Genomic DNA, 1,690 nt, shown 5'->3' on the forward strand with positions numbered 1-1,690 from the left:
GTTGTCACGGGCATCGTCGCCGTGGCAACCGGCTTCATCGAGTTGATCAAGATCGACATGGACAGTCCGCTATACCGCCGAGCGAATCGCCATATGATGCTCGCCACCACGACCTGGTGTTGCTACGCGGCAAGCTTGTCGGTCGGATTCGAGGCCAACGCGACAAGATCTCCTGGTGTGTTTGGCCTGTGCCTGAGTGCTGTCGGTTTCGGCATGCTCTGCCTGACAGGCTTCCTGGGCGGGAAGCTGGTGTACGAACATGGCCTGGGGGTGCAGGGACGCACCCTTCTCGGTCCCTCAAGGACGGCCCAGCGCAAATCGTGAGTGGTGCGGGGAGGTGGCGGGAAGCTTGTGCACGATCCGTCGGACAAGGTTTGCGCTGCTAGGTCCCCTCCTTCTCCAGATAGCTTCTCAGCGCTACGGCGTTATTGTGCAGTTCGTCCTTTGCCGCATACAGCAACGTCGCTCGTCCCGAGCCCATGATCTGACGCAGTTCGGCGAGAGCCTCCGGAGCGGCGTCCAGCTCACGGAAGTAACGTTCGCGGAACGAGGGCCAGCGTTCGGGATCATGTCCGAACCATTTTCGTAGCGCGTCGGAAGGTGCGATCTCGCGTATCCAGTGGTCGACATGGGCCTTCTCCTTGGACAGGCCGCGAGGCCACAGGCGGTCGACCAGGATGCGCTTGCCGTCGGAAGACTGGGCAGATTCATACACACGCTTGACGTGAATGTGCATCACAAACCTCCTCCTCGAATCGTGCTCGATGGATGGGACGATCCATTGGCGCTGAACAGATCATTCTCGTCCAGTGCCGAACAGATGCCGCCGGGATACCCGTGCTTCGTACAGTCGGCGTGAATGTGCCTTCAACAGATCAATGCGATTGATGACGCCGACGATCCGCCTCGGGTCGCCCGCTTCGACCACCACTAGGAGGCTGGCATCGCAGTCCACCATGTGGTCCGCGGCTTCGCGCAGCGAGTGGTTTTCGTTCACGACGGCCGGCGGCCGGCAAATCAGTCGGGCAAGCCGTTGTTCTGGATCCTGCTTGGGGGCAAGCAGGTCACGGCGAGTAAGTACACCGACAAGATGATCCTGCGCATCGACGACGGGGAACCCTTCGTGGTGGGCGCGTGTATCGCCGGACACGAACCACTGCAGGACGTCAGCCAACCGCTGGTCGACGCGAAGGGTTACGACTTCGCGTGTGCATACCTCACCGGTCGTGAAGCGATCGAGGTAGTCATCGCTGTATTCGGAAGGTACCCGTACGCCGCGCCGCTCGATTTTTTCGGTCATGATGGTCCGCTTCATCAACAGGCCGGATACCAGATAGGCGGCGGCACAGCCGGCGAGCAAGGGCAGGAAGCCGTGGACCTGCTGTGTGGTTTCGAACGCGAACACGATCGAAGTCATCAGCGCACGTGAGGAGCCGGCGAACATGGCGGCCATGCCAACCAGTGCGGCCAGCCTGGGATCCACGCCCAGTACGGGCCACCAGGAAGCCACGGCGATGCCGAGCACGCCACCGAGTGCGCCGCCGATGGTGAACAGCGGGGCGAGCGTGCCTCCGGAGGTACCGCTGCCCAGCGCGACCACCCAGGATGTGAATTTGGCCACGCATAGCAGCGCCAGCGCTCCCAGTCCGAGATGTCCGCTGATGATGGCGGTGATGTTGTCGTAACCCAC

At 61.8% G+C, this 1,690-nt stretch carries 3 protein-coding genes; 1 reads left to right on the forward strand and 2 read right to left on the reverse strand.

Going from position 1 to position 1,690, the window contains the following annotated elements; all coding sequences use genetic code 11:
- On the forward strand, nucleotides 1–324 hold a 324-nt coding region (locus BTJ49_RS15185), incomplete at its 5' end, for a DUF2231 domain-containing protein (RefSeq protein ID WP_146742391.1).
- Between the two features lie 58 nt (nucleotides 325–382).
- Here the strand turns inward: BTJ49_RS15185 and BTJ49_RS15190 are convergent.
- Nucleotides 383–736, reverse strand: a complete 354-nt coding sequence (locus BTJ49_RS15190) for a DUF488 domain-containing protein (RefSeq protein WP_113066265.1) — start codon at nucleotides 734–736, stop codon at nucleotides 383–385.
- Nucleotides 737–796: 60 nt separating this feature from the next.
- A partial coding sequence (locus BTJ49_RS15195) for a chloride channel protein (RefSeq protein WP_146742392.1) occupies nucleotides 797–1,690 on the reverse strand: 894 nt, incomplete at its 5' end.

The sequence above is a fragment of the Oleiagrimonas sp. MCCC 1A03011 genome, from assembly GCF_003267965.1.
In the GTDB taxonomy this organism is placed as follows: domain Bacteria; phylum Pseudomonadota; class Gammaproteobacteria; order Xanthomonadales; family Rhodanobacteraceae; genus Oleiagrimonas; species Oleiagrimonas citrea.

What these genes read in the sequence shown, in the direction of transcription:
- BTJ49_RS15190 (WP_113066265.1), bottom strand. Translation starts at nt 736, where the DNA reads ATGCACATTCACGTCAAGCGTGTGTATGAATCTGCCCAGTCTTCCGAC.